We start from the raw sequence: 19,928 nt of genomic DNA on the forward strand, positions 1-19,928 counted from the left end.
TTCCGTGCTCGGGCTGGTCGCCCGGGGAGGATCCCAGTGCGCAATGCGGGGCACAACCGGCTTACGGGCAGCCGATCACACTGGTGACACCCGCGCCGGTGAGCAGGTAGTTTGCGGGAGGACAGAGAGAAGAGTTCGCATGAACTCCCGGATCGCCCGAATCCGACGCAAGCTCGCCAAAGTGCCCTATGCCGCGCTGCGAAGCCACTCCTTCGGTGAAGAGAAGCACGGGTTCCGCCTCGAACCCCCGTTGCCGGACGCGAAGGTCTCCGAGTTCGAGGCCGACCACCACATCGGACTGCCCGGTCCCTACCGCAGCTTCCTGACCACGCTGGGCGGGGGTGGGGCATCGCCCTTCTACGGTCTGCTGCCGTTGCAGTCGTGTCGGCTGTTCACGATGGACCCCCGGGGCGAGCCCGGCCGCCCTCGGGGTTTCACGTTCGCCGGCGGCCCGCTTCACCGAAGCGACCTTTTCCTGCACATCATCGAGGCAGGGTGCACCGACCTGGTGCTCCTCGGCATCACCGGGCCCCTGGCAGGCCGCGTCGTCACCGGCAACGCCGACGGCTTCCGGGGCCCCAAGGTCTCGTCGGCCACCGACTTCCTGGCCTGGTACGAACGCTGGCTCGACCACATGCTCGACGGCCGCGACGACCGTGACCTGGAACTGACCTCGCCCGCCCTGCGAGCGCCTCTCGACCGCCTGCTGAGGAAGCACCGCAGCCGAGAGGGTCTGTCACACAACTGAGAACGGTCCGAAGGCGCAGGTCACCCAGCCGGTCACATGACATCGAGGTTGAGAACCCACAACCGCCGTGGTCGCGCCCCGTCCCCGACCCGTCCCCGCCCCTCGGCTCACTCCGCCGGGACGATCCGGGCGACGACCTTCTCCACCAGGTCGTCCAGCGCGGTGCCGGACAGCACCCCGGGCAGGGTGAAGTGCTCCACCAGCAGGCCCGTCATGGCCAGGTAGAGGACGAGCACGGTGTCGGCGTCGCCGGGCAGCCCGGCGTCGAGGTGGAAGCGGACGTTCTCCTCGAGGGCGCTGCGGACGGCGCGGTCGAGCTCGGCCCGCAGCGCCGGGCGGCGGGTGGCCTCCAGCCGGAGTTCCAGCAGGGCCAGGTAGCCGGTGCGTTCCTCCGTCATGCGGCGGACCAGCCACCTCATCAGTTCGGCGACCAGTTCGCGTGAGGGGGCCGGCCGCATGGCCTCGTCGACCGCGGCCGGGGCGGGCGTCATCCGGACATGGATGCGGCTGCCCGCCTGCGTGAACAGGTCGTCCCTGCTGGCGAAGTAGTTGGAGGCCGTGCCGGCCGGGACTCCCGCTTGGGCGTCGACGGCGCGGAAGGTGAGCCCGCGCGCTCCCTCGCGTGCCAGCACCTCGATGGCGGCGTCGACGAGAGCCGTCCTGCGTTCCGGGTTCCGGGTCACTGCTGTCTCCCAACTGCCTTCCGAGGGAAAGGACTTGTGCAACCACTACACATGGAGCACTATATCCGTAGTGGTCCCGGCGGCATGCGTCGGGGCCGGTCTCAGTGCCCCCGACAGACAGGATCCGCGTGCGAAAGCTCACCTACTTCGTCGCCGCCTCGATCGACGGCTTCATCGGAGCTCCGGACGGCGACGGCGATTTCTTCAACCAGTACCTGGACGAGGAGTTCATCGGTTTCCTCAAGACGGAGTACCCGGAGACCCTGCCGACCCAGGCCCACGCGCTCTTCGGCCTCGACGGCTTCGAGAAGAGGCATTTCGACGTGATCGTCCAGGGCCGGCGCAGCTACCAAGTGGCCCTGGACGTGGGGATCACCAGCCCCTACGCCCACCTGCGCCAGCTCGTGGCCTCGCGCGGTATCGGGGAGTCGCCCGACCCTGCGGTGGAGATCGTCTCCGACGACCTCGTCGGGAGGGTTCGAGAGCTCAAGGAGGAGGACGGGGCGGGGATCTACCTGTGCGGCGGGTCGCAGCTCGCCGGTGAACTCCTGGACGAGATCGACGAACTCGTCATCAAGACCTACCCCGTCGTCCTCGGCTCCGGCATGCCGATGTTCGCCTCGGGCTTCCGCCTCACCGACTTCGCACTCGAGTCGGTCCGCACCTTCGGCAGCGGCGCGCTGGTCAGGAAGTACGGCCGGAAGCGGTGACCGGGCCGCACAGGCCTCTCCGTCCCCGGGCCGGTACCGCTGGGCAGGCGGGGATTCGCCCTGGGCGGAAGCCGGGACACCCCCGGCAGCCGCAGGCAGGATCGCGGCATGGAGACGATCGAGATCACCCCGAACCTCCGCATGCTCCGTTTCGAGGTCGGCCAGGCGTACCTGTGGCGGGACGGCGACGAGCTGACCCTGGTCGACACCGGCCCGGCCGGCTCCGGTCCCGGAATCGCCGCCGCGATCCGCGAGCCGGGAATGGGGCGGCACCGCCTGCGGAGGGTGGTCCTCACCCACTTCCACGAGGACCACGCCGGGTCCGCGGCGGAGATCGGCGCGTGGGGCGACGTGGAGGTGATGGCGCACCGGCTCGAAGCCCCCGTCGTCCGGGGGGAGGCACCCGGCCCGCCACCGGTCCTCGAGGACTGGGAGCGGCCGATCCGCGACGCGCTCCCGCCGCTTCCCCCGGCCCCGCCCGCCCGGGTGGACCGGGAACTGGAGGACGGTGACCTCATCGGATTCGGCGGCGGCGCCGTGGTGGTCGCGACCCCCGGCCACACCGACGGGAGCCTGGCGGTGCACCTCCCCGCGCACGGCGTGCTGTTCACCGGCGACACCGTGGCGCACATGGAGGGGCAGGTGATGCTGGGCGTGTTCAACCTCGACCGGGCCCGCGCGGCCTCCTCGTTCCGCCGGCTCGCCGGGCTGGACGTGCGCACGGCCTGCTTCGGCCACGGCGACCCGATCGTGGAGGGGGCGGCGGAGAGGATGCGCGCGGTGGTACGGGACCTGCCGGCCTGACGGTGCGGTCCGAGCGTCCGTCGGGCGCTGCCCCGCCGTTCCGCGTTCGCTGTTTCACGGGGCCCGCTGTTTCACGTGAAACAGCGGCGTGTGCCGCCGCCCGCAGGGCGGGCCGGTGGTGTCCGGAAACCGCCAGCGGGACGGAGTTCTTCCTGGTGGAGTGGCTCCATGACCGATCACCTTGCCCGGCAGCAGAGCAAAGCCCGCACCTTCCACTCCTTGCACCGCAGCGGTGAACCGCTGGTACTGGCCAACGCCTGGGACGCGGTGAGCGCCCGCATCGTCGAGGAGGCCGGCGCGGCGGCGGTGGCCACCACCAGTGCGGCCGTGGCCTGGAGCCTCGGAACACCGGACGGCGACGCGCTCGACCGGGACTCCGCCCTGGCCCGTACCGCCCGTGTCGTCGCGGCCGTGGACCTTCCGGTCACCGCCGACATCGAGAGCGGATTCGCGGCCGACGCGGAAGGAGTCGCCGAGACGGTCCGGGGAGTGCTCGCGGCGGGCGCCGTGGGGATCAACCTGGAGGACGCCCTCTACGGAGGACCGGCCCCCCTGCGTCCGGTCGAGGAACAGGCGGAACGGATTGCGGCGGCCCGCGGGGCGGCCGACGCCGGACAGGTCCCGCTCTTCGTCAACGCCCGCACCGACGTCTTCCTGCGGGCCGTCGGCGATCCGCAGGACCGGGTGAAGGAGGCGCTGGCCCGTGCCGAGGTGTTCCTGGAGGCCGGTGCGGACGGGATCTTCGTGCCGGGGGTGACCGATCCGGGAACCGTCTCGGAGCTGGCGGCCGCCCTGGGGGCGCCGTTGAACGTACTGGCCGGGCCGGGGGCCCCGACGGTGTCCGAGCTGGCGGCGTGCGGGGCGGCCCGGGTGAGCCTCGGGTCGGGCGTCGCCCGGGCCGCGTACACGCTGGTCGGCCGCAGTGTCCGGGAGGTGCTCACCGACGGCACCTACACGGAACTGGACGGGGCCCTGGGGCACGAGGAGGTCAACGCGCTGCTGGAGGCGCGGAAACCGTAGCCCCCCTCCTCGGGGCCGCCCGGCCCTTCGGGGCCGACCGGATCCGCCCCCTGGCCGGATCCGGTCGGGGGCGCGGACAGGGGATGCGGTCGGTACGGGGGCGGCGGGCTCCGGGCTCTGCCGCAACCCCGCCCTGCCCGCACCCGTCCGGCCCTATGCTCACGGGAATGAGCAGACTCCACGTGTTCGACCTGGACGGGACGCTGATACACGGGACCGCGGCGCCGGTGGTCATCTCGCGCCGGCTCGGAGTCCTCGACGAGGTGCACGAGCTGGAGCGCGCCCTGCTGGCGGGGGAGATCGACCCGCCCGGCTACGCGGTGCGCGTCCACGCCCTGTGGGGCGGGCTGACCGAGGACGTGGTGGCCGAGGCGTTCGACGACGCTCCCTGGCTGGACGGCATCCGCGAGGTGTGGGCGGAGATCCGGGAGCGGGGCGAGTACTGCGCGGTGGTGTCGCTCTCCCCGGGGTTCTTCGTGGAGCGGCTGCTGGAGTGGGGCGCCCACGCCGCGCACGGCTCGCGCTTCCCCGCCGTGCCGTTCCGCGAGCCGATCGACCCCGCGGGCATCCTGACCGCCGCGGCCAAGGTGCGCATCGCGGACGAGCTGTGCGCGCGTTTCGGGGTGGGGTGGGACCGGTGCGTCGCCTACGGCGACTCGATGTCGGACGTGGAACTGTTCGGCGCGGTGTCGACGTCCGTCGCGGTCAATGCGGACCACCACGTCGGCGGACTCGCCACGCACTCCTACACGGGCCGGGACCTGCGCGAGGCCTACGCCCTGGTGGCGGACGCGCACCCGTCCCCCGCCGGCTGACGTCCGCCCCGCCGCGGTGCCTGCCCCGCCGCGGTGCCTGCCCCGCCGCGGTGCCCGCCCCGCCGGGGCGCACCTGCCGAGACGCGCCCGCCGAGACGCAGCCGCCGGGTGCAGCGTCAGCCGAGGTCGCGCGCGAGCAGCGCCCTGATCCCCTCGATGTTCGCGTCGAGGTAGGCGCGCAGCGATGCGGGGACGACGTCGACGGAGGCGATCCCGGCCCGGGTGAAGGGGATGCGCACGATCTCGTACGTGCCGCAGGGTGCGTCGACCTCCGGGCCGTGCCGGCGGCCCACGTCCATCGACTCCAGGCGGCAGGCGAAGAAGTGCTGGATCTTCACTCCCCTGCGGCCGTCGTCGGTGACGTGTTCCACGGTGTCGACGAACGCCGGTACGACGTCGGCGACCTTGCCGCCCAGCTCCTCGTCGACCTCGCGGTGGAGGGCGTCCACGACCGTGGGGTCCTCGGCCTCCACCCCGCCGCCGGGAGTGATCCAGTACGGCTCCATGCCGGGTTTGGTCCGCTTGATCAGGACCATGTGGTCACCGTCGAGGAGGATCGCCCGCGCTGTGCGCTTGACCACCGTGCGTTCTCCGCCAGCCGGCGTTCCGGGCCGTTCGCCGCATTCACTGCCCATGTCACCCATGTCGCCCATGCAGGAGGTCTGCCGCCGGAAGGCGCTGGTGAAACGTGGGTGCTCCGCAAATCCGCGCCCCGCGCCCCGCGCCCCGCGTTTCCGCGCCCGTGTCCGGGCCCTGCGGTCGGCTCCGGGCCGTCGACGCTCCGCTACCACCTTGCGGCCGCGGAGAGAAGCCGGGCGTGGGCCCGGGCTATGTGCGGCCGGGCGAGGGTGCCGATCCTTGCGGAGAGGAAGTAGGTGCGCAGCGGGGGGACCGGCGGGTCCAGCAGGGCGACCAGCGTCCCGGCCTCCAGGTCGGCCCGGCACAGGTGGCGGGGTAACACGGCCAGTCCCGCCCCGGCCCGCACGCAGGCCAGGACCGCCCGCAGGTCCGGCACGACGACCGTGCCGTCCACCGACGGCCCGGTGTCGAAGACCGCGGACCAGTAGCGGGTGACCAGCGGCAGGTCCTCGCCCGTCTCGACGATCGGGATCCGTTCCAGTTCCTCGGGGCCGCGGCCGCCGGCGTCCGCCGCCCTCTCGGGGGACGCGACGAGCACGTACTCCTCGTCGCACAGCACCGTCGAGGTGAGCAGGCGGTCCTTGGGGCGGGTCAGGCCGACGGTCAGGTCGTAGTGGCCGGCGGCGAGGCCGGCGAGGTTCTCCTCGCCGCGCCCCAGGGCCACCCGCAGGGCCAGGCCCTCGCCCACCAGGGGGGCGAGGGCCGGGAGCACCCGGTGGGAGGCCAGCTCCGCCGGGACGGCCAGGTAGAGGGTGCGGGGGGAGTCGTCGTACAGGTCGGCCTGGGCTATCTCCAGCAGGGCGTCCAGGTGCGGGGCGACCTTGCGGGCGAGCTCGTCGCCGGCGGTCGTCGGGGACACCCCGCGGGGCAGGCGCAGGAACAGCGGACGTCCGACCAGGCGTTCGAGGCTGCGGATCTGCCCGGTCACGGCGGGCTGGGACAGTCCCAGGAGCCGGGCGGCCCTGGTGAACGAGCCGGCTCGGTGCACCGTCACGAAGGTCCGCAACAGGGTCAGGTCCATCCGACGAATCATCACCGGACACCGCCCGGCGGGGCAACGGTGCCCGGTGGTCCCCGGGGGTGCGCGCCGGAGTACGGAGCGATAAGCACGGTGATGGGCGAACACCGGATCAGTGATTGGACACTGACCCGTAGTCAATTACCTTTGTCATGTCAGCCGAGGGAATTCCTTCGGCCGGTCGGGGCGGTCCGAGCCACGAGGGGGGAGGTTCGGACCGCTTCCGCCTGCCCCGCCGCACCACTGCCCCGCGCCGCACCACTGCCCCGCCCCGTCCCGCGCTTTGCGCCGTGCCCCCCGCCGCCCGGCCGACGTCCCCGTGCCTACGCCCCGGCCGCCGCCTCCAGCGCCCCGAGGACGTCCCGCAGGATGTCCTCCGGGTCCTCCACGCCCACCGAGAAGCGGACGAACCCCGGTGCGACCGCGTCGCCGCCCCAGCGCCCGCGCCGCTCCGCCGTGCACTGCACGCTGCCGAAGCTCGTCGCCTCCGAGGTCAGCCGCAGCGCGGCCAGGAAGCGCTCCGCGAACCGCTGGTCCGGCAGGGTGAAGGAGACGACCGATCCGTAGCGGCGCATCTGCCGGGCGGCCTGCTCGTGCGAGGGGTCCTCCGCCAGCCCGGGGTGCCGTACGTCCGTCACCTCCGGGCGCCCGCGCAGCGCACGCGCGAGCGCGACCGCGTTGGACGCCTGGCGGTCCACGCGCAATTGCAGTGTCGCCAGCGAGCGGTGCGCGAGCCACGACTCCATCGGCCCGGGGATCGCCCCGACCGTCTTGCGCCAGTACCGCACGGAGGCGGCCAGCCGCTCGTCCCGGCAGGCCACGTAGCCGAGCAGGACGTCACCGTGGCCGGTCAGCGCCTTGGTGCCGCTGGCCACGGAGAAGTCCGCGCCCAGGTCCAGGGGGCGCTGGCCCAGCGGGGTCGCCAGGGTGTTGTCGACGGCGACCAGCGCGCCGGCCGCGTGCGCGGCGTCCGCCAGCCGCCGGATGTCGCACACGTCCAGTCCGGGGTTGGAGGGGCTCTCGATCCACAGCAGCCGGGCGCCGTCGAGCAGCCGCTCCTGCGCGTCGCCCGCCGTCGGGGCCATGCGCACCTCGGCCCCGTAGGACTCCAGGCGTTCGCGCAGCGAACGGGTCGCCTGGTAGCAGTCGGTGGGCAGTACGACCACGTCCCCGGTGCGGACCTGGCCCAGCAGCACCGAGGAGATGGCGGCCATCCCGGAGGAGAACACCACCGTCTCCGCGGGCTCGTCGGGGGACTCCAGTTCGCCGATCGCGCGTTCCAGGAGGGTCCAGGTGGGGTTCTCGTCCCGCCCGTAGGTGTACGGCCCGGTCGGCTCCCCGGGCAGGTGGTAGTGGGCGGCGAAGACCGGGCCGGGGAGCGAGGGCGTGTACGGCTCGTGGCCGGGCCGGCCCGCGTGCACGGCCCTGGTCCCCTCGCCCGTCCCGCCGCCCGTCCCCGCGTCCGTCGTGTGCTGCCGCTCGTCCATGGTCGTCTCCCGGGGGTGGGTGGCTGTTCCCGCCATTGAAACCGACAGCCGGACGGAAGGGCTCCTTCCGGGTGTGGTGCAATGGCCGGCCGGGACGGTCGGGACGGTACGGGCGAGGAGTCGGTGAGGTGGCGGGAGGCGGCGGTCCGACGCTGATCGGGTCGGTCCAGCGGGCGCTGCGCCTGCTGGAGGCGGTGGGGGCGCAGGAGGAGGGGGCCACGGCCAAGCAGCTGGCCCGTCGTGCCGGACTGCCCCTGGCCACCGCCTACCACCTGCTGCGCACCCTCGTCCACGAGGGCTACCTGCGGCGGGAGGGAGGGGTCTACCGGATCGGTGAGGCGGTGGGCGACCTGTCCCGCGCGTCCAGCCAGCAGTGGGGGCGCCGGGACCTGCGGGCCGCGCTGCACGACCTGCGCGACGACCTCGGCGCGGCGACGTACTTCGCCGTCTACCGCGACGGGGAGGTGGACGTGGTCGACGTCGCCTGCGGGCCGGGCACGCCCGCGGTGGAGGAGTGGGCCGACTTCCGCGCCACCGCGCACGCCCACGCGCTCGGCCAGTGCCTGCTGGCCCAGCTGGGCGAGGAGGCGCGGCGCGACCACCTGGCGCGCCACCCGATGACGGCCCTCACCCCGCGCACCGTGACCGACCGGGATGTGCTGCTGCGGCGGCTGGCCGCGAACCGGGGGGCCGCGCCGGTCACGGAGGTGCAGGAGTACGCGCTGGGCGCGGTGTGCGCGGCGGTGCCCGTACGGGTGGGCGCGGGCGTCGCCGCCATCGGGCTCTCGCTGCCGGTGGAGGAGAAGCAGCGGCTGGGCGAGGTGTCCGGGGAGCTGCACCGGCGGACCGGCAGGATCCTGGGCGACCTCACCTTCTCGTTCACCATTTGAAAAATATCGCCTTACCAGCCTCTGGACACGCCCGGACGATGGGTGATTATGCAGAGTTCGGTGAGCACCCAGGTGCCCATGACCTTCCTCGTCACCCAGGAGCGCTCGTTCCGAGTCCTGGTGGACCTCCTCTTCACACCGCAGGACCCGGACGCGGTCCGCTTCCAGTACCAGCTCCCGGGGGAGGAGCCCGTGCGGTGGGTCCTTCCCCGGCGGCTGCTGGCCGACGGCCTGGGCACCCCCGTGGCGTCGGGGCCGGTGCGCATCGAGCCGACCGGGATCGACGGCCCGGCGCAGGTCCTGTTCAGCCTGCAGGGCCGGCGGGGCACCGCGCGCTTCAGGAGCCGGGTCCAGCCGATCGCGGCCTTCCTCAACCGCACCGCCCCGGCCGCGGCCCCGCCGGGCCGGCGGTGATCGCCCGGTGATCCGCTCCGGGCCGGTCAGTCCCTGTCCGGGAGCACCACGTTCACGGCCCAGGAGACCACGCTGACGATCAGCGCCCCCCAGAAGGCGGCCCAGAAGCCGTCCACGTGGAAGGTGAGACCCGTCTGGTCCGACAGCCACGACGTGAGCCACAGCATCAGCGCGTTCACCACCAGGGTGAACAGCCCCAGCGTCAGGATGAACAACGGCAGCGACAGCAGGCTGACCACCGGCTTGACCAGCCAGTTGACCAGCCCGAAGAGGAGCGCCACCAGGATCAGCGTGAGCACGGTGCCCCAGGTGCCGTCGCCGGTCAGCTCGATCCCGCCGACCAGCCAGGCTGCCACGGCGATGGCCACCGCGTTGGCCACGGTCTGGAATGTGAAAGTCTTCATGACGCGATCGTGGCAGACCGTGCTCACCGCGTGGGAGAAGGAATCGGCATGAAGGTGTTCCGGCTTGACGACCTCGAGGCCGAGAGGGCCGCGAACGACGGGGCCTACCTGCGGTTCCTCCGCGAGCGGACCATGTCCGCGGGCCTGTACGCCCTCGGCCCCGGGGACCTGGACCCCCAGACGCCGCACGAGCAGGACGAGATCTACATGGTCGTCAGCGGACGCGCCTCGCTGACGGTCGGCGAGGAGACGACCCAGGTGGCGCGCGGCAGCGTGGTCTACGTCCCGGCCCGCACGCCGCACCGCTTCCACCACATCACCGAGGAGCTGCGGGTGATGGTGGTCTTCTCCCCGCCGGAGGGATGACGGCCGCCGGCCCCCACCCGTAGGGGGGCGCTCAGGGGCGGGTGGGGCCCGGGAGCCCTCCCGGCCGCCCGCCCCGGGGCCTAGCATCGGGAGCAGGTGCATCGGGAGCAGGTGCGCCGCAGGAGGACGGGAGAGCCGTGGTGAAGGAAATGCTGGAGAGCCTGCCGGGCTGGGTGAAGTGGGTGGCGATACCGCTCGTCGCCCTCTTCGTGTTCGGCGGCTTCGTCACCAGTGTGCTCGGTTTTCTCTTCGGGCTGCTGTTCAAGGTGCTGCTCTTCGTGGCCCTGGTGGGCGCGCTGATCCTCGTGGTGAAGAAGTTCGGGGCCGGGTCCGGCCGGGACTAGGACCACCGGCCGGTCCCGGCGACCGGCCCCGGGGACCGGCGCCTCCGGCGACTAGCGCCGCCGGCGGCGGCCCCGGCCCTGCAGGGCCTTGGCGGGCCACAGGGCGGACTGGGACGGGCCCCGCCCGGGCGACGCCGGGTCGTGGCTCCCGTGCCCTCCGTGCCCGCCACTGCCACCGCCGTTCCCCGGGCCGGCGGGACCTCCGGAACCGCCGGAACCGCCGGCTTCCCGGGCCGGCCGGTCGGCCGTCACCACCAGCGCGGCCAGCGCGGTGGTGACCGGAACCGACGCCACCAGGCCGATGCTGCCCACCAGGGTGCGCACGATCTCCTCGGCGATGATCTCGCTGGTGGCGACCGTGGCCACGTCGCTGCGCGCGATCGAGAACAGCAGCAGCATGGGCAGCGCGGCGCCCGCGTAGGCCAGCACCAGGGTGTTGACCGTCGAGGCGATGTGGTCCCGGCCGATCCGCACCCCGGCCTGGTACAGCCGGCGCACGCTCATCGTCGGGTCGGCCTGCTTCAGCTCCCACACCGCCGACGTCTGGGTGACCGTCACGTCGTCGAGGACGCCGAGCGAGCCGATGATGATGCCGGCCAGCAGCAGGCCGCGGATCTCGATGTCCGGGTAGAGCGAGTGCACCAGGCCGGTCTCGTCCGAGGTGTTGCCGGTCAGCAGCGCCCAGTCGATGAACAGGGAGCCCAGCAGGCCGATCAGGACCAGGGACACCAGCGTTCCCAGCACCGCCACCGAGGTGCGGGCGGTGAACCCGTGGCACATGTACAGCGCGACCAGCATGATCGCGCTGCCGCCCACGATCGCCACCAGCAGCGGGTTCGCGCCCTGCAGGATCGCGGGCAGGATGAAGAGGGTCAGCAGGGCGAAGCTGATCCCCAGGCTGATCAGCGCCATCAGGCCGCGCAGCCGTCCGACGGCGACCACCGCCACCGCGAAGACCGCGGCCAGCAGCGTTATCGGCACGCCGCGCTGCACGTCCCGCACCGAGTACTGCAACTCCCGCGGCGCGTCGGGCGCGTACGCCACCACCACACCCTGCCCGGTCTCGAAGCGGCGCAGCTGGTCGGGCTGGACGACCTCCTGGAAGGTGCGCCCGGTGTGCGGGCCGGTCGTCACCTCGATGGTCGCCGTCTGGCAGCGGCCCTTCCCCTCGACGTTCACCTTCGCGCAGGGAACGTCCACGACCCGCGTGACCCGTGCCTCCTGCGTCTGCTGGTCGAAGCCGACCCCGGTCCGCTCGTGCGGTGGAACGCCCCCGGGCCACAGCAGGACCAGCCCCGCCAGCACGGCGGTGGCGAACGGCACGAGCACCGCCGCGATCACCCTGCGCAGGTGCGAGGAGACGGGGGCCGCGGGCCCGTGGGCGTGGGCGTGACTGTGACTGTGCGCGTTGTCCACCGGGGCATCATCGCAAGACCCACTGTTGCGGTCGCGCAGGCAGGTACTACGGTGGGCCCGTCTTTGCCATCGCGGGAGCTCGGAGCACCGGGCTGAGAGGGCGCTGAGCAGCTGCGCCGACCGCTGAACCTGTTACCGGGTAATGCCGGCGTAGGGAGTTGGGTCTCATGACCATGCAGGATGCACGCACGCCCGGAAGCGGACGCAAGGCCGGGTGGCACAAGGCGTACCTCACCGGCTCCAGGCCGGACCTGAGGGTCCCGGTGCGTCAGGTGCACCTCACCGACGGCCGCGACGTGACGCTGTACGACACGTCCGGCCCGTACACCGATCCGGACGCCGCCACGGACGTCCGCCGCGGGCTGCCGCCCCTGCGGGAGAACTGGATCGTCGGGCGCGGCGACACCGAGGAGTACCCCGGCCGCCCGGTGCGGCCCGAGGACGACGGGATCAGGCACACCTCGCCCAGGGGCGGCCTGAACAACCTCGACGCGGTATTCCCCGGCCGCCCCCGGCTGCCCCGGCGCGGGCGCGGCGGCGCCGCGGTGACCCAGCTCGCCCACGCCAGGCGCGGCACGGTCACCGAGGAGATGGAGTTCGTCGCCCTGCGGGAGGGCGTCGACCCCGAGGTGGTGCGCGAGGAGATCGCCGCCGGCCGGGCGGTGCTGCCGGCCAACGTCAACCACCCGGAGATCGAGCCGATGATCATCGGCAAGCGCTTCCTGGTGAAGGTCAACGCCAACATCGGCAACTCCGCCGTCACCTCCTCCATCGAGGAGGAGGTCGAGAAGATGACCTGGGCGACCCGCTGGGGCGCCGACACGGTCATGGACCTGTCCACGGGCCGCAACATCCACACCACCCGAGAGTGGGTGCTGCGCAACTCCCCGGTCCCGATCGGCACCGTGCCCCTCTACCAGGCCCTGGAGAAGGTCGACGGCCGCGCCGAGGAGCTGAGCTGGGACGTTTACCGGGACACCGTGATCGAGCAGTGCGAGCAGGGCGTGGACTACATGACCGTCCACGCCGGCGTGCTGCTGCGGTACGTGCCGCTGACCGCTCGCCGCAAGACCGGCATCGTCTCCCGCGGCGGCTCCATCATGGCCGCCTGGTGCCTGGCCCACCACCAGGAGAACTTCCTCTACACGAACTTCGAGGAGCTCTGCTCGATCCTCGCCTCCTACGACGTCACCTTCTCCCTCGGCGACGGCCTGCGCCCCGGATCGATCGCCGACGCCAACGACGAGGCCCAGTTCGCCGAGCTGCGCACCCTCGGGGAGCTGAACCGGATCGCCAAGTCGCACCACGTGCAGACCATGATCGAGGGCCCGGGGCACGTCCCGATGCACAAGATCAAGGAGAACGTCGACCTGCAGCAGGAGATCTGCGAGGAGGCGCCGTTCTACACCCTCGGTCCGCTCACCACCGACATCGCGCCCGCCTACGACCACATCACCTCCGGCATCGGCGCCGCGATGATCGCCTGGTGGGGCACGGCGATGCTCTGCTACGTCACCCCCAAGGAGCACCTGGGCCTGCCCGACCGCGACGACGTCAAGACCGGCGTGATCACCTACAAGATCGCCGCGCACGCCGCCGACCTCGCCAAGGGCCACCCCGGGGCCCAGGCGTGGGACGACGCCCTGTCCGACGCCCGCTTCGAGTTCCGCTGGGAGGACCAGTTCAACCTGGCCCTGGACCCGGACACCGCCCGCGCCTACCACGACGAGACGCTGCCCGCCGAGCCGGCCAAGACCGCGCACTTCTGCTCCATGTGCGGCCCGAAGTTCTGCTCGATGCGCATCAGCCAGGACATCCGCCGTGAGCACGGCGGCGACCTGTCGGCGGCCGCCGGTGCGGGTACGGGCGAGGGGGACGGGGCCGACGGTGTCCTCGATCCCGAGGCCGGGATGCGCCTGAAGTCGGAGGAGTTCGCCGCCAACGGCAACCGCGTCTACCTGCCGCTGGCCGACTGACCTGGGCGAACGAGGCTGACCGATGGCATTCCGGGGGAGTCGTCGGTCAGCCTTCGTCGTTCTGCGGACTGATCTTTTGACGTCGGAGCGTCCACCGGCGCATGTCGGGGACGCTCGGACAGCCGCAGTCGGCTGGAGCAGACAAGGTCAGCCGAGGTAGGGCTGCACGCGGCGCTCCATGAAGTGGCGGAGTCTGAGCCGCTGTGTGTGGTGCATCGGAAGTGCGTTCAGTTCGTCTGGACGGACGAACCGTAGCTCCGTCGACTCGTCGGAGATCGCCAGTTCTCCGCCGACAATCCGCGCGGTGAAGCAAACGTTGAACTGCCGACGCACCTCGCCATCCGTGTAGGCGATGATGTGCCTCGGGTCGGTGTACGTGCCGACCAGCCCCGTGATCTCCACGTCCAAGCCGGTCTCTTCCTTGACCTCGCGGACGGCCGTGCCGGGGAGAGAGTCGGTGAGATCCATGCCCCCGCCGGGGAGGGCCCACAGATCGTTGTCGCGTCGACGCTGGAGCAGGATGCGCCCCTGCTCGTCGGTGACGACGGCCGAAGCTGCGACAACCATGCTGTTCGGCTTGGGCGCGTTCGGGTCGTCGTAGTACTCGGTCCGTGCCATGGTCACCCCTCGTGCCGTACGGGCGTCGCCGTGGACCACACCGCGTTGAAGCTCTCGGCGTAGGTGTCGAACATGCCGCCTTCCCCGCTTCGCCGAAGATGCCACACCGGGGCCCCGTACGCGTTGACGCCCCAGACGTGGGCATTGACCAGCAACTGATCATCGGCACGGTAGATCGAGTTGTAGAGCGTCGTTCCGTGCGTCCGGATGTCGATGCCGGGCACGCCGATCAGGGGCCGGTAGTGCATGAGCGCCAGTTGGCAACGGGACTCGATGCCGTGCCCGAACTTCTCCTCCTGGCCGCGCGCCCGAACGTTCTCGCTCTCGGCGTCGCCCACCGCGATCCGGATCGCGCAGCCGTCTGCGGCTCGCTCTCGCAAGAGCTCGTTGAGTCGGGGATACGCCTCATGCAAGAAGACGGCGGCGTACACCAACACGTCGATGTGCTCGCGGGCCTGCGTCAGCATGTCCGCGAACGCGGATACGGGGATGTCTACCCGCTGGTCGTAGAGCGCCACGAGCTCCGGGCTGATCGCTCGCGCCGCGCGCGCCTGCCGGAGTGCCGGCCAGAGTGCGTGCACGTCTTCTCCTAGGGTCTCTGCCGCCCGCATGGCTGTGACACGGCGTGGCGTACGTCCGAGATTGACCCATCGCTCAACGGATTTGGGGTCTACGTCGACCTTTTGCGCGAGGGTGGCGTACGTCCAGCCTCCGTCCGCCATGACGGCACGAAGCCTCTCGTTCGGCATGAGTTTCCCCCTGATAGTTGGGACGGCACTAGGGACGTTCTACCTGACGCGGGACGTCCCGAAGTGGGGTTTGGTGGAGGTTCCGACGTCCTTGTGAACGGCAGCATGCTCGTGCCCATGGCGAGCAATCAGCAGGCCAGGCCCGGAGTGGGCGAACTGGCCAAGGACCAGAGGACCGGACGCATCGGCCTCGTCATGGGCGAGATCGGTGGACGTGTTCAGATGCGACCGATGAACGGCGGCATCGAGTGGGACGCCATGCCCGATGACGTCGTGGCACCCAAGGCGCGGGAGGAACTGAGCGCGCGCCTGGCCGTGAAGAACAACAACAGCCGGGTCGGCCTGTGATGCGCGTCATCGGCCGGTACGTCGGCGTCCTCCTCGGAGACGTGATCACGATCGGCGGAAACCCGCACGCCGTGACGAACGTGCGGCGGGTCGCGGGCGGGCGAAAGGTCCTGGAGTTCGCCGACGGCAACGTCTACGTCCTGGGCCCTTCGCTTCCCATCCAGGTCATGCGGACGTCGCGGACGCCGGTGCGGCTCGTGGCCGGACGAGACGGACTCGCCCGCGTGGCCCTGTCCTGATCCTTCTTCTGCACGGAGGTTCCCTGCGTGGCAACTGCACCATCCGCTCTGACCCAGTGCCCTCTCCCTCCTCGCAACGAGAGCTGCGGGGACTGCGGCGGCAGCGGTGTCGACTCGTCCGGCAAGAGCTGCGGCACCTGCAACGGGCTCGGCGAGATCTACTGCCGCGTCGCCGACCGCCAGGGCGTACGCGTGCCGTCGCGCTTCTCGATCCGGAAGGAATACCACTGATGGCCCACGCTCTGATCGCCTCCCCGTTCCTTGACGGGCATCTGCTCCTCAAGCCTGGTGCCAGGGCTGGGGCTCGCATCCCCGCCGACCACTACGAGGGCCTGCGGCAGGCCGCTGCCGACGGTGAGGTCCTGCCCACCTGGGCGGTGCAGACCGCATCCGACGTGTGGGGCATCGACCTGAACGGCCGGCCCGCGCAGGGCACGGTGCTGGTGCGCGAGCCGTCCCCGTACGGCTACTGCCGGGCCTCGTGGGAGATCAACCTCGGTTGCAACTTCGGCTGCAAGCACTGCTACCTCGGCGAGCGCCCCTTCTCCGGCCTCGACTGGGAGGACAAGGTGCGGCTGCTGGACATCATGCGCGAGGCTGGCGTCCTCTGGCTCCAGATCACGGGCGGTGAGCCCACCATGGATCCGGACTTCCAGGGTGCCTACCGGTACGCCTGGCAGGCCGGGATGATGCTCACCATCTCCACGAACGGCTCGCTGCTCTGGCGGCCGGACCTCCTCAAGCTCTTCCGGGACTCTCCGCCGTACCGCCTGGTGGTCAGCATGTACGGGGCGAGCGAGGAGTCCTTCGACGCGCTCACCCAGCGCCGTGGTGCGTGGAAGGCGTTCCGGCGCGGTATGGACGCCGCACGCGAGGCGGGCTTGCCCCTGCGTATCAACGTCGTGGTGACGGAGGACAACGCCTCCGAGGCGGACGAGATGGCTGCCCTCGCCAATGAGTGGAACGTCGAGAACCACGCCTACACGAACATGACGCCCACGATCTATGGCGGCGGCGAACCGCTCCTTGCTCAGTCCGCCGCGCATCTGCGGCAGCGCAAGGCGTTCGCCGGCTGCAACGCGGGACACACCTTCTTCCACGCCGACCCGCACGCCAAGGTGTCGATCTGCAAGGTCGGCCGAGACGACCAGATCGACCTCATGGCCGAAGGCATCGACGGCCTCACCCGGCTCGGCGCCATCGCCGACCACCTCATGCTTCGCACCGGAGGGTGCGAGGGCTGCGCCCTGTCCGGCACCTGCCGGGTCTGCCGCCCCCTGGCCAAGCACTACCAGGAGGCGAAGGCGCCGCTGCACAGCTACTGCCGGCACGGAGACAAGGAGAACGCCTCATGACCCCGCCCGTACCGGTGACCATCCTCCCCAGCCCGCCGGCCTCGGCGCGCCGCGCGGCCCCGCCCGTCGCCGCTTCGGCGGTCACCGCCGTCCTGGACCTGGACGTGGTCGTGGAGAGCGCGGAATGCTCCTGCGATGCCGGTGACGACAACCCCCACTAACCGACAGAATCCGATCGGTTCCGCTCAGGCCCTGGCGTATTCGCGTCGGGGCCTGAGGCCTGGCCGACCGACCGTTAAGGTGCCGCTCATGTTTTTCCGCTGGGACTGGCTCCGGCCCGTATTGACCGCGCCGATCGTGCCGACTCTCGGCCCCGTCCACCCCCACGTCCTCACCGTGGATCTCTTCGAGGACACGCTGCGGGCGGCCGTCGCTGATTGTTCCTTCCTGCACTACGACAAGGATCGGCGTTGGAGCAGTGAGAAGGACGAGACGGTTCTTTGTGGCGACGTGGTCCACCAGTCCGATCACACCCTCATCCCCACGCTGACCCGACGCGGACGTGGCACCGTCAAGGTCTTCGCCTACGGGCACCGTGACAGCGTCGTGGACGATGCGGCCGAACTGTCTGCGAAGCTCGCCGTCGTGCATGACGTGGTCAACGCGAGGGTCGTGCGCCCGCTCGGTCCTGAAACCGGATTCCCGCGCGGCACCCGCATCCAGCTTCAGGACTTCACCGCCCGCCCCTGCCCCGATCCTGGCGGCCCGGTCCGGCCCGTCACCGACTGGCCGGACGCTGTGCAAGAGACCTTTGCCCCGTTCGCCTCGGTCATGGCCGCCGATGGCCTGGCCTTCCTTCATGGGCGGATGCAGGCCGGCCGGTGCGGCCCGGTCCTCGCTGCCGCCGTGGACGGTCGCATCGTGGGCGCGATCGGCCCGATGGAAGTGCGCCCCGACGCGGTCGGCTGCCCCCAGCTCATGCCCCAGTACTTCGCCGTCCTGCCCGAGGCGCGGGGGCAGGGCCTCGGGCGTGTTCTGTGGCGGGCTGCGATGCACTGGGGTCAGTCCCATGGAGCCGCTTACCAGCTCCTGCAGACCGAGGTCGGTGGTCCCTCCGACAGGCTGTGCCGGTCCGAAGGGCTGACCTCCCTCGGCTTCAGCCACACCACACGGCCGTAGTGGGATCGCGGCCTGACCCAGGACAACGAAAGACCGGACTGAACCGCCGTGAGCACGGCGGCGACCTGTCGGCGGCCGCCGGTGCGGGTACGGGCGAGGGGGACGGGGCCGACGGTGTCCTCGATCCCGAGGCCGGGATGCGCCTGAAGTCGGAGGAGTTCGCCGCCAACGGCAACCGCGTCTACCTGCCGCTGGCCGACTGAGCGCACGGACCGGGGAGCGGCCGGCCGTAGCCGGTGCCGGCCGCCCCCGGTCCGCCGTGCGGGTCAGCCGCCGATCAGGGTCTGCCAGGTGAGGGGGCCGACGATGCCGTCGGCGGTCAGGCCGTGGCTGCTCTGGAACGAGGTGACCGCGGAGGTCGTCGCGGGGCCGAAGCTCCCGTCCACGGTGAGGGAGTAGCCGTGGGCCTTCAGCTGGACCTGGGCGGCCTTGACCGCGCTGCCGGTGGAGCCGCTCTTCACGGTGCTGATCAGCTTCGCCCAGGTGGCCGGGCCGACGATGCCGTCGGCGGTCAGGCCGTTGGCGGACTGGAAGGCGGTGACCTGCGACACCGTCGCCGGGCCGTAGCTGCCGTCCGCGGTGGTGGAGTACCCGCGGGAGGTGAGCAGGTGCTGCGCCGCGGTGACGTCCGCGCCGGTGCTGCCGGACTTGATCACCGGCCAGGACGGGGTCGGGGCGGAGCCGCCCAGGTTGGCCATGGCGCGCAGTTCGGTGAGCGTGCCGCGGAAGACGTTGCGGTCGACGTTGCCGGTTATCCCCGGGACGGAACCGGTGTCGGTGTACTGCCAGAACGACCAGCTCCGGCCCGCGCCGGGCACGGCCGCCGGCTCGGTCGAGCCGCTTCCGTAGCGGGGCTGCCACAGCGGGGTGGTCGAGAAGATGCTGCCGTCGCCGGCCAGGCAGTCGTCGACGAAGTACTTGGAGGTGTAGACGATCGGAGTGACCCCGAAGGCCGACTTCACCTTGCTGATGAAGGTGCTGATCTGGGAGGTCGTCGCGTAGGTCGGGCAGGCCCCGCTGTTGTGCTCCAGGTCCACCACCGGCGGCAGTTGGCCCGCCGCCTTGCCGGTGTAGCCCTGGCCGCGCAGGGTGTTGACGAAGTGGTCGGCCTGCGCGGAGCCGGTGCCCTCGGAGTAGAAGTGGTAGCCCGAGTTCATCAGCCCGGCCGCGGACGCGGCGGCGAAGTCCTGTGCGAAGTAGGGGTCGACCCAGCTGGTGCCCTGGGTGGCCTTGTGGAAGACGAACGACTCCCCGGAGGCGGCGACGCTGCTCCAGTTGATCGCCGAACCGTGGTTGTGGCGGCTGGTGTCGATGCCGCGGACGCTGTAGGTGCTCGGGTCGGCCGCGGCCGCCGGCGCCGTGCCTGCGAGGCCGGACGCGACGACCGCCGCGGTGAGTACTGCGGCGGAGCGTGCGGACAGGCGCCTGAGGGGGGTGGGCATGGGCTTCCTCCGGTCGGGCCCCGCCCCCTCCGCTGATGTCGTTCCTTCTTCGCAAGGGAGTTGACGAGGCGTCGGGTGCTGTCGGCAGGGGATGTGCGCCGACTGCCGCGACGATGATTCCGGAACCGCGACCCGGGCGGTAGAGAGAACGGCCTCTTTTTCTACGCGCATTGAACGGAGCCCGCACCGCCTGCCGGACTTCTGGCGACATGGCCGGCGAACCGGCGAACCGGCGGCCGGCAGCCGGCCGCCGACAGCCGGTGAAGCGGCAGGCCGAAGGACCGGCGGTCGGCCGGGACGCGGCAGGCCGAGGGGCGGCAGGTT

Annotated in this window: 26 protein-coding genes and 1 riboswitch; of the genes, 17 read left to right on the forward strand and 9 right to left on the reverse strand. The window is 71.5% G+C overall.

Going from position 1 to position 19,928, the window contains the following annotated elements; all coding sequences use genetic code 11:
- The first annotated feature begins 139 nt into the window (after window positions 1-139).
- A complete protein-coding gene (locus tag GQS52_RS12900; protein ID WP_182313601.1) occupies window positions 140-748 on the forward strand; it encodes an SMI1/KNR4 family protein in 609 nt (202 codons plus the stop codon).
- Window positions 749-855: 107 nt separating this feature from the next.
- Here GQS52_RS12900 and GQS52_RS12905 read toward each other — a convergent pair whose 3' ends face one another.
- Window positions 856-1,431 (reverse strand): TetR/AcrR family transcriptional regulator, encoded by a 576-nt coding sequence (locus GQS52_RS12905; RefSeq protein ID WP_182313602.1) that lies wholly within the window; start codon window positions 1,429-1,431, stop codon window positions 856-858.
- Window positions 1,432-1,559: 128 nt separating this feature from the next.
- On the opposite strand from GQS52_RS12905, the gene GQS52_RS12910 reads away from it, so the two are divergent.
- The 4 genes from GQS52_RS12910 (at window position 1,560) to GQS52_RS12925 (ending at window position 4,780) form a co-directional block, all read left to right on the forward strand.
- Window positions 1,560-2,141 (forward strand): dihydrofolate reductase family protein, encoded by a 582-nt coding sequence (locus GQS52_RS12910; protein WP_182313603.1) that lies wholly within the window; start codon window positions 1,560-1,562, stop codon window positions 2,139-2,141.
- 108 nt (window positions 2,142-2,249) lie between these two features.
- On the forward strand, window positions 2,250-2,945 hold the full coding sequence (locus GQS52_RS12915; RefSeq protein WP_182313604.1) for an MBL fold metallo-hydrolase: 696 nt from the start codon (window positions 2,250-2,252) through the stop codon (window positions 2,943-2,945).
- 168 nt (window positions 2,946-3,113) lie between these two features.
- The gene (locus GQS52_RS12920) at window positions 3,114-3,965 is read left to right on the forward strand and encodes an isocitrate lyase/phosphoenolpyruvate mutase family protein (protein WP_182313605.1); all 852 of its coding nucleotides are present in this window, start codon (window positions 3,114-3,116) and stop codon (window positions 3,963-3,965) included.
- A 167-nt stretch (window positions 3,966-4,132) separates the two neighbouring features.
- The gene (locus tag GQS52_RS12925; protein WP_182313606.1) at window positions 4,133-4,780 is read left to right on the forward strand and encodes an HAD family phosphatase; all 648 of its coding nucleotides are present in this window, start codon (window positions 4,133-4,135) and stop codon (window positions 4,778-4,780) included.
- A gap of 116 nt (window positions 4,781-4,896) precedes the next feature.
- On the opposite strand, the gene GQS52_RS12930 is transcribed toward GQS52_RS12925, so the two are convergent.
- The 3 genes from GQS52_RS12930 to GQS52_RS12940 form a co-directional block, all read right to left on the reverse strand.
- Window positions 4,897-5,415 carry an NUDIX hydrolase gene (locus GQS52_RS12930; RefSeq protein ID WP_182316407.1) on the reverse strand — a complete coding sequence of 173 codons (519 nt, stop codon included), beginning with the start codon at window positions 5,413-5,415 and terminating at the stop codon, window positions 4,897-4,899.
- Between the two features lie 149 nt (window positions 5,416-5,564).
- The gene (locus tag GQS52_RS12935) at window positions 5,565-6,440 is read right to left on the reverse strand and encodes a LysR family transcriptional regulator (protein WP_182313607.1); all 876 of its coding nucleotides are present in this window, start codon (window positions 6,438-6,440) and stop codon (window positions 5,565-5,567) included.
- Window positions 6,441-6,760: 320 nt separating this feature from the next.
- Window positions 6,761-7,924, reverse strand: a complete 1,164-nt coding sequence (locus GQS52_RS12940; protein ID WP_259370752.1) for a cystathionine gamma-lyase — start codon at window positions 7,922-7,924, stop codon at window positions 6,761-6,763.
- A 128-nt stretch (window positions 7,925-8,052) separates the two neighbouring features.
- On the opposite strand from GQS52_RS12940, the gene GQS52_RS12945 reads away from it, so the two are divergent.
- Together GQS52_RS12945 and GQS52_RS12950 are read left to right on the forward strand one after the other, a co-directional pair.
- Window positions 8,053-8,814, forward strand: coding sequence for a helix-turn-helix domain-containing protein (locus GQS52_RS12945; RefSeq protein WP_259370753.1), 762 nt, complete (start codon window positions 8,053-8,055; stop codon window positions 8,812-8,814).
- A gap of 60 nt (window positions 8,815-8,874) precedes the next feature.
- Window positions 8,875-9,228 (forward strand): SsgA family sporulation/cell division regulator, encoded by a 354-nt coding sequence (locus GQS52_RS12950; protein ID WP_182313609.1) that lies wholly within the window; start codon window positions 8,875-8,877, stop codon window positions 9,226-9,228.
- Window positions 9,229-9,254: 26 nt separating this feature from the next.
- Here the strand turns inward: GQS52_RS12950 and GQS52_RS12955 are convergent, their stop codons facing one another.
- Window positions 9,255-9,632, reverse strand: coding sequence for a phage holin family protein (locus tag GQS52_RS12955; protein WP_182313610.1), 378 nt, complete (start codon window positions 9,630-9,632; stop codon window positions 9,255-9,257).
- A 48-nt stretch (window positions 9,633-9,680) separates the two neighbouring features.
- On the opposite strand from GQS52_RS12955, the gene GQS52_RS12960 reads away from it, so the two are divergent.
- Complete coding sequence (locus tag GQS52_RS12960) at window positions 9,681-9,998, forward strand: cupin domain-containing protein (protein ID WP_182313611.1); 318 nt, start codon at window positions 9,681-9,683, stop codon at window positions 9,996-9,998.
- 149 nt (window positions 9,999-10,147) lie between these two features.
- Window positions 10,148-10,342 carry a DUF5326 family protein gene (locus tag GQS52_RS12965; RefSeq protein WP_182316409.1) on the forward strand — a complete coding sequence of 65 codons (195 nt, stop codon included), beginning with the start codon at window positions 10,148-10,150 and terminating at the stop codon, window positions 10,340-10,342.
- A gap of 51 nt (window positions 10,343-10,393) precedes the next feature.
- On the opposite strand, the gene GQS52_RS12970 is transcribed toward GQS52_RS12965, so the two are convergent.
- Entirely contained in the window at window positions 10,394-11,758 is a 1,365-nt protein-coding gene (locus GQS52_RS12970; protein ID WP_259370754.1) for a YibE/F family protein, read from the reverse strand.
- A 61-nt stretch (window positions 11,759-11,819) separates the two neighbouring features.
- A riboswitch (TPP riboswitch) is annotated at window positions 11,820-11,932 on the forward strand.
- Between GQS52_RS12970 and thiC the strand changes: the two genes are divergently transcribed.
- A complete protein-coding gene (gene thiC / locus GQS52_RS12975; RefSeq protein ID WP_182313612.1) occupies window positions 11,926-13,734 on the forward strand; it encodes a phosphomethylpyrimidine synthase ThiC in 1,809 nt (602 codons plus the stop codon). (Overlaps the previous riboswitch by 7 nt.)
- Window positions 13,735-13,881: 147 nt before the next feature.
- Here the strand turns inward: thiC and GQS52_RS12980 are convergent, their stop codons facing one another.
- Both GQS52_RS12980 and GQS52_RS12985 read right to left on the reverse strand, forming a co-directional pair.
- Window positions 13,882-14,352 (reverse strand): NUDIX domain-containing protein, encoded by a 471-nt coding sequence (locus GQS52_RS12980; protein WP_182313613.1) that lies wholly within the window; start codon window positions 14,350-14,352, stop codon window positions 13,882-13,884.
- Between the two features lie 2 nt (window positions 14,353-14,354).
- Window positions 14,355-15,101: a helix-turn-helix domain-containing protein gene (locus GQS52_RS12985; RefSeq protein WP_182313614.1), complete on the reverse strand. Its 747-nt coding sequence runs from the start codon at window positions 15,099-15,101 to the stop codon at window positions 14,355-14,357.
- A gap of 105 nt (window positions 15,102-15,206) precedes the next feature.
- On the opposite strand from GQS52_RS12985, the gene GQS52_RS12990 reads away from it, so the two are divergent.
- The 7 genes from GQS52_RS12990 (at window position 15,207) to GQS52_RS13020 (ending at window position 18,365) form a co-directional block, all read left to right on the forward strand.
- Window positions 15,207-15,449, forward strand: a complete 243-nt coding sequence (locus GQS52_RS12990; RefSeq protein WP_182316411.1) for a hypothetical protein — start codon at window positions 15,207-15,209, stop codon at window positions 15,447-15,449.
- The gene (locus GQS52_RS12995) at window positions 15,449-15,688 is read left to right on the forward strand and encodes a hypothetical protein (RefSeq protein ID WP_182313615.1); all 240 of its coding nucleotides are present in this window, start codon (window positions 15,449-15,451) and stop codon (window positions 15,686-15,688) included. Before GQS52_RS12990 ends, GQS52_RS12995 begins: the two co-directional genes overlap by 1 nt.
- 27 nt (window positions 15,689-15,715) lie before the next feature.
- Window positions 15,716-15,919, forward strand: a complete 204-nt coding sequence (locus GQS52_RS13000) for a hypothetical protein (protein ID WP_182313616.1) — start codon at window positions 15,716-15,718, stop codon at window positions 15,917-15,919.
- Window positions 15,919-17,043 (forward strand): radical SAM protein, encoded by a 1,125-nt coding sequence (locus GQS52_RS13005; RefSeq protein WP_182313617.1) that lies wholly within the window; start codon window positions 15,919-15,921, stop codon window positions 17,041-17,043. Before GQS52_RS13000 ends, GQS52_RS13005 begins: the two co-directional genes overlap by 1 nt.
- On the forward strand, window positions 17,040-17,204 hold the full coding sequence (locus GQS52_RS13010; RefSeq protein WP_182313618.1) for a hypothetical protein: 165 nt from the start codon (window positions 17,040-17,042) through the stop codon (window positions 17,202-17,204). Before GQS52_RS13005 ends, GQS52_RS13010 begins: the two co-directional genes overlap by 4 nt.
- Before the next feature lie 88 nt (window positions 17,205-17,292).
- Complete coding sequence (locus GQS52_RS13015) at window positions 17,293-18,162, forward strand: GNAT family N-acetyltransferase (RefSeq protein WP_182313619.1); 870 nt, start codon at window positions 17,293-17,295, stop codon at window positions 18,160-18,162.
- Window positions 18,162-18,365, forward strand: coding sequence for a hypothetical protein (locus GQS52_RS13020; RefSeq protein ID WP_259370755.1), 204 nt, complete (start codon window positions 18,162-18,164; stop codon window positions 18,363-18,365). Before GQS52_RS13015 ends, GQS52_RS13020 begins: the two co-directional genes overlap by 1 nt.
- Before the next feature lie 63 nt (window positions 18,366-18,428).
- Here GQS52_RS13020 and GQS52_RS28230 read toward each other — a convergent pair whose 3' ends face one another.
- Window positions 18,429-19,604: a GH25 family lysozyme gene (locus GQS52_RS28230; protein WP_275946473.1), complete on the reverse strand. Its 1,176-nt coding sequence runs from the start codon at window positions 19,602-19,604 to the stop codon at window positions 18,429-18,431.
- Window positions 19,605-19,928 lie beyond the last annotated feature (324 nt).

This window comes from Streptomyces sp. SCUT-3 (assembly GCF_014083985.1).
In the GTDB taxonomy this organism is placed as follows: Bacteria; Actinomycetota; Actinomycetes; order Streptomycetales; family Streptomycetaceae; genus Streptomyces_H; species Streptomyces_H thermolineatus.